The following is a 5,577-nucleotide window of genomic DNA, read 5'->3' as shown; positions in this document are numbered from 1 at the left end:
TCGAAGAAAATCTGGCCGATAGAGAAAGCCTGGCCGTCGAAGAGGATCTGAATATAGAAGACGGAACTCCCGGCGAAGACCTTTCTCCGGAGGGCTGCACCCCCGGCGAAACCCCTGACAGCAAGGTCTTTGATGAAAACGGGACTGATGAGACGGATCCCTCAGATGAATACAAGGAAGAATATGAAGAGAATCCGGGTGACGAATGGCCGACAACATGGCCTGAAGACGGGATCACCGCCCGCATACCCAGACCGGACTTTGACATGGACAGCCTGGAAGTCAACATCTGCATGGAGAACGACTTCATGGGAACAGTGAAAGCAACTGAAGAGGACTATGAGACATACATTCTTTCCTGTAAAGAGTATGGCTTTACCTTCGAAGAAGAGACACATTCCTCCCGTGAAGGGGATTTCTATTCCGCAGGCTTCTCGGCCTTTGACATCGACGGATATAAAATCACTGTAGACTATTACAGCTTTAATGACCCGGAAGATGATTTCCCCAGCCATCTGTCGATCCGGATTAAAGCTCCAGTCCAGCTGGGCACTCTGAACTGGCCGGATCATGCTCTCGGGCTTCTGATTCCGCAGCCGCCGACCTCAGTCGGCGGCGCCGGCGGAGATCCGGAAATCTTCCTGAGGGCATCCCTGGGGCAGATGTCCCTGGAAACCTGGCGGGAATATGTCGAAGCATGCCGTGAGGCAGGTTTCGACCAGAATATCAGCGAGACAGAAAGGGAATATACCGCGACGGATGAGGACGGGATACGGCTCACGATTTCCTATTCTGGTGGAAACATGGTGGACCTGATTCTTTTTGATCCTGAACAAAAATGGAGTTCCCGGGGGCTGGGAGATTCCCTTGCAGGCGGCGGGGAAGGTGAAGACGGCTCCGGCCTACCTGGGGAGCCTGACTCCCCTGATCCCGATTCTTCCGGGGCGGATGAGACGGAAGAAACAGATGGACCAGACGGAACAGAGAATCCGGATGAGACGGCTAAAACAGACGACACAGATGATCTGAATGGTACAGCGGATCCGGATGGGGCAGATAAGACCCCCGGTGAAAATACCGGGACCTCTGGATATGAAAATCCCGGAGCCGGCGATCATCCTGCAGATCAGTCGTATGAAGAGACCATAGATCAACAGGATGCGAGAACCGGCGGACAGCCGGACGGCGGCACCAGTAATCAATTCGATAGTGAGGCAGCAGAAGAGAATAACGGAGAGATGGATGAACTGGCTTATGATAGTCTGAACGAAGAAACTGACAGCCTCATAGAAGATAACTCTCTCCAGAATCCCCCCGATGGATACAGCGAATATATTCTGGACGATCAAGGTTTATTAATCCCTGAAGAATCTGATTCTGAAACTCCCTATACTCCTAAAAGTACTGATGATCCTGATCTCACTGAATCGGGACAGGCAGATTTTAACAATACTTTTGGATCAAAAAACGAGGCATCAAAAAGCGCCACGTCAAAAAGCGATGAATCAAAAAACGATGTATCAAAAAAGGATTATTCTAAATCAGAACCGGCCGCGAGAGAGCCCGGAGAAGTTCTGGTAAAAGGATCTGACAAAAAGAGCGTGGACAACCTCCCCCTTATTCCTGCAGATGGCAGAATACTTGCTTCAGGGAATGCGGACGCACAGGGCAGGAAACAATATGCGCAGGTACTCGGGCAAAGCATCAATTCACTCCTCCCGGCGGACAGCACAGGCAACTCCTATATTCTTTCCGGCCCCGCTGCCAGGAAACTGGAGGCTGCTCTAAGAGGCAGCCCTGGCAATCCTCTCCTCGTCAGATCCGGCATAATGATTCAGACCGGGCAATACGGGAAAGAGATGCAGGGCGCAGGGAGCTTTCCAATTTCCGGTAGAAATTCCCGGAATGCTCATTCCCAGGAATCCAGGATAACTCTTCCCGGATAGGAAACCCGGACAGCCACCGCCCTGGCTGGAGTCTTTGCAGCGGTATCTGTACTTGCGCGAGCATTTGTAAAATGGAGGATGTTTTATCCGCAGCCTGCACTGACAGTTCTGAGCTTTGCAGATACGGAAATCAGATTCCATTACAGAAACCAGATTCCATAAAACCAGATTCCATAAATAAAAGCGCTGCGTTTTTCGTCATGGCATGAAAAAGAAAAACGCAGCATCGTGTTATTCTATACGTGCATTTATAGGTATATTATTTACGAGTTGATTGATAAATGAAGAGGAAGACATAAATGACTACCCGTGAAAGAAGAAACGGCGGCCGCCGCAGAACCGTCCTGCTCAGCTCCGATCCTGATTTTTCAAATCCTATGGATTCCCTGCTCAATCTATCCGATGTCATGCTCGTTCTTGCTGTAGGGATCATGCTGGCCCTGGTCCTGCGCTGGAACGTTCCCCTGGACCAGAACGCAGCCGGATACGGAAGCGGATCAGGTGCAGTCTCTCTCGATGAAGAGGATCTTTCCAATGTGGAGCAGATCCCCGAAGGATCAAAGAGAGTGGGCAACGTCTATTATGACGAAAAGACCGGCAGTTATTACATTTTTGAAGAATGATTTCATTTTGGACCAGGGACTGCCCCCTGGTCCATTTGCCTACAGTTCCATTTGTCTACAGATCCATTTGTCTGCAAATCTATTTTCTACAGATCTATTTTCTACAGATCTATTTTCTACAGGTCCATTTGTCTGCAATTCTATTTGTCTACAAATCTATTTTCTTCAAATCTATTTTCTACAGATCCAATGTCAGGTTAACAGTCCCCTGTTTCCCATTTGTTTTCGGACAGTCTTTCCTAAAACACTCAACGCAGACAGGATCATTGCCTGCATCAATCAAAAACTACGAAACGGTAATTTCACCTGCGAGAACCTTTTTATAATCCTCGTAATTTTTGCGGAGAAGCTCCGGGATGTGCAATTCATAGGGACATTTTTCCATGCACTTACCGCAATCAATACAGTCCTCGATCTTTTTCATGTTTTCCTGCCAGGTCTCTGACAGCCAGTCCCGGGAAGGGGCTCGCTGCAGCATCAGGATCATGCGGTTGCAGTTGTTGATCTGGATGCCGACAGTACAAGGCATGCAGTAACCGCAGCCACGGCAGAATTCGCCGCCCAGTTCCCTGCGTTCTTTCTCAAGGAAGCCGCGCATTTCAGGGACAGGCTGAGGGGTTTCTTCCATGTAGGAAAGCCACTCGTCCAGTTCTGTCTCGCGCTGGATTCCCCAGATTGGAAGGATGTCATACTGGCTGACGAAGGCCATGGCGGCATCGGACCGCGTGATCAGTCCGCCGGCCAGTCCCTTCATGCAGATAAAACCCATATCCGCGGCAAGACATTCCTGCATCATGGCAGACTCTTTGTCCGTGCTTAGATAACTGAAAGGGTACTGCAAGGTCTCGTAGAGACCGCTCCTGATGATCTCCCTCGCGACCTCCAGCTTATGGGTAGTGATACCGATATGACGAATCTTTCCCTGTGCTTTTGCCTCCTGCATACATTCATACAGCCCGGTACCGTCCCCGGGTCTGTAGCACTCCGGGACATTATGAAGCTGGTAAATGTCAATATAATCCGTCTTCAGCAAACGAAGGGAAGTATCCAGATCCTTTCTGAGTTCTTCCGGGGTTTTCGAATGTGATTTGGTAGCGATGACGATCTCTTCCCGGCGGACAAAGCCTGTTCCGAAAGCCTCCCCCAGCTTCTCTTCACTGTCCGAGTAGGCCCTGGCCGTGTCAAAAAACCGCATCCCCCCGCTGTAAGCCCTGCGAAGGATCCGGACAGCAGCCTCTTTTTCCACTCTCTGGATGGGAAGTGCCCCAAAACCATTTTGAGGAATAATGATACCCGTTTTCCCGAGACGAATATTTTTCATAAACTGCCTCCCATTTACAAACTGATGATCTTTTAATTACAGATTATAGTGTATGGGCATATATCTGACAACGGAAATTCAATAAAGCGGACTGAGGGAGCGCAAAGGGAGCGCAAAGGGACGGTCCTTTCGTGTCTGTCCCCCTGTTTTCAAACTGTCAGTATCAGAAACAAGGGGACAGACACAAAAGAACCGTCCCCGTGATTTCCCCGTGATGTTTTCTTTTGCTAAAAAACCGCCCTTCAGCTTGCCAGCCAGCCTCCGTCCACTTTAATGGTGGCTCCGGTGACATAGTTGCTGGCATCGGAAGCGAGAAACAGCATGGGACCGGCGAGGTCCCTTACGGTTCCCCAGATGTGCAGGGGGATCCGGCTCTCGATCCAAGCCCTGTGCTCCGGATCGTCATAAAACGGCTGGGTCATGGGGGTGATGAAATAGCCGGGCGCAACACAGTTGACCTGAATGTTGTACTGCCCCAGCTCGATCGACATGGTCTTGGACATCTGGATCACTCCGCCCTTGGTCGTGCAGTAGACGCTGGATTCCGCAAGGCCTATATAGCTTCCAAGAGATCCGATATTGATGATCTTGCCGCCGCCCTGCTCTTTCATGATCTTCGCAATCTCCTGAGCTGTGAAAAAAACGCCCTTCTGGTTGACAGAAGTGATAAAGTCATAGTGTTCTTCACTCACTTCCGTGAAAGGCTCGATATGTTCAACTCCTGCATTGTTTACGAGGACATCGATCCGCCCGTAAGTCTCAAGAACCTTCTTCGCCATGGTCTGGATGCTCTCCTGCTTCGTGACATCCACCTCAAAAGCCTGTGCCTCGTATCCCTGGCTCCGGATATCCGCTGCTGTCTCCTGCACTTTCTCAAACTGAATATCTGCGCAGGCGACATTGCAGCCGGATTCCGCGAAGATATGCGCGTACCCCTCTCCAAGTCCCGTCGCAGCGCCAGTGACCAATACCGTCTTTCCAGATACGTCAAACAGATTCTGCCCGTTTAAGATGTTCATATACACCTCCTTCTCGCTCCCTTTTTGCACTTGCTCTCTCATTGCTTTTTTATTCTATTCCACGTGGGGAGAGCCGTCAAATCCGGGCAAGCTTCACAGGCCTTAGCGCACAAAGGGAGCACAAAGGGACGGAGACAAAGGGACGATTCTTTCGTGTCTGTCCCCCTGTTTCCCGATTGTCAGAAAGGGAGCACAAAGGGACGGTCCCAATGACATTAAGGTATAAAAACAGAAAGAATTAGTGTATTATTCAGGATAAGGTAAATTCAAACGGAACACAGTCAGTTCTCGGGTTTACGGCCAAAAATCATTATTTTTGGAAAAGGCAAACAGACAGTCTGGGGAGACTGCCTACTGAAAGGTGTTTATTTGTTTTGAGTTTATCGGTAGTTTAGTGTATCAGCCGACTGGCGTCGCAGAGTTCTTTTGAATTTACGACCCGGTCGGATTGGTACCAGATATCTGCATATCACGTCTGCAATATCCTCTACCCTGCCGTTTAAAAAACGGATGCAACTCTTTTGTGTTTGAGAATGGTTCAGTACATAGGTGTATTTTTTTGTTTTTTTCTTAATATCCCCAACAGTGGATGCGACAAATGAGGAAAAATTATATAAGGTCAGCTTGGCATAAATCTCCTGAAAGAGGAAATCTCTTTTCAGGGAGTG

The 5,577-nt window shown here is 49.3% G+C and carries 4 protein-coding genes and 1 pseudogene; 2 read left to right on the top strand and 3 right to left on the bottom strand.

Annotated features, from left to right (window positions below; all coding sequences use genetic code 11):
- Together BLT02_RS06650 and BLT02_RS06645 are read left to right on the top strand one after the other, a co-directional pair.
- On the top strand, positions 1-1,946 hold a 1,946-nt coding region (locus tag BLT02_RS06650), incomplete at its 5' end, for a DUF6591 domain-containing protein (RefSeq protein WP_207649392.1).
- A 299-nt stretch (positions 1,947-2,245) separates the two neighbouring features.
- Positions 2,246-2,569, top strand: a complete 324-nt coding sequence (locus BLT02_RS06645; RefSeq protein WP_092992823.1) for a hypothetical protein — start codon at positions 2,246-2,248, stop codon at positions 2,567-2,569.
- A 286-nt stretch (positions 2,570-2,855) separates the two neighbouring features.
- Here BLT02_RS06645 and BLT02_RS06640 read toward each other — a convergent pair whose 3' ends face one another.
- From BLT02_RS06640 to BLT02_RS17510, 3 genes and pseudogenes are all read right to left on the bottom strand, one after another.
- Positions 2,856-3,890 carry an aldo/keto reductase gene (locus BLT02_RS06640; RefSeq protein ID WP_092992821.1) on the bottom strand — a complete coding sequence of 345 codons (1,035 nt, stop codon included), beginning with the start codon at positions 3,888-3,890 and terminating at the stop codon, positions 2,856-2,858.
- A 242-nt stretch (positions 3,891-4,132) separates the two neighbouring features.
- Positions 4,133-4,909: an SDR family NAD(P)-dependent oxidoreductase gene (locus BLT02_RS06635; RefSeq protein ID WP_092992819.1), complete on the bottom strand. Its 777-nt coding sequence runs from the start codon at positions 4,907-4,909 to the stop codon at positions 4,133-4,135.
- Between the two features lie 380 nt (positions 4,910-5,289).
- A pseudogene (locus BLT02_RS17510) lies at positions 5,290-5,577 on the bottom strand (hypothetical protein); the annotation flags it as partial.

Origin of the sequence: Sarcina sp. DSM 11001 (assembly GCF_900101015.1) — a bacterium.
Taxonomy (GTDB): Bacteria; Bacillota; Clostridia; order Lachnospirales; family Lachnospiraceae; genus CAG-791.
This window is presented reverse-complemented; position numbering and strand designations above follow the sequence as displayed.

What these genes read in the sequence shown, in the direction of transcription:
- BLT02_RS06645 (WP_092992823.1), top strand. Translation starts at nt 2,246, where the DNA reads ATGACTACCCGTGAAAGAAGAAACGGCGGCCGCCGCAGAACCGTCCTG.
- BLT02_RS06640 (WP_092992821.1), bottom strand. Translation starts at nt 3,890, where the DNA reads ATGAAAAATATTCGTCTCGGGAAAACGGGTATCATTATTCCTCAAAAT.
- BLT02_RS06635 (WP_092992819.1), bottom strand. Translation starts at nt 4,909, where the DNA reads ATGAACATCTTAAACGGGCAGAATCTGTTTGACGTATCTGGAAAGACG.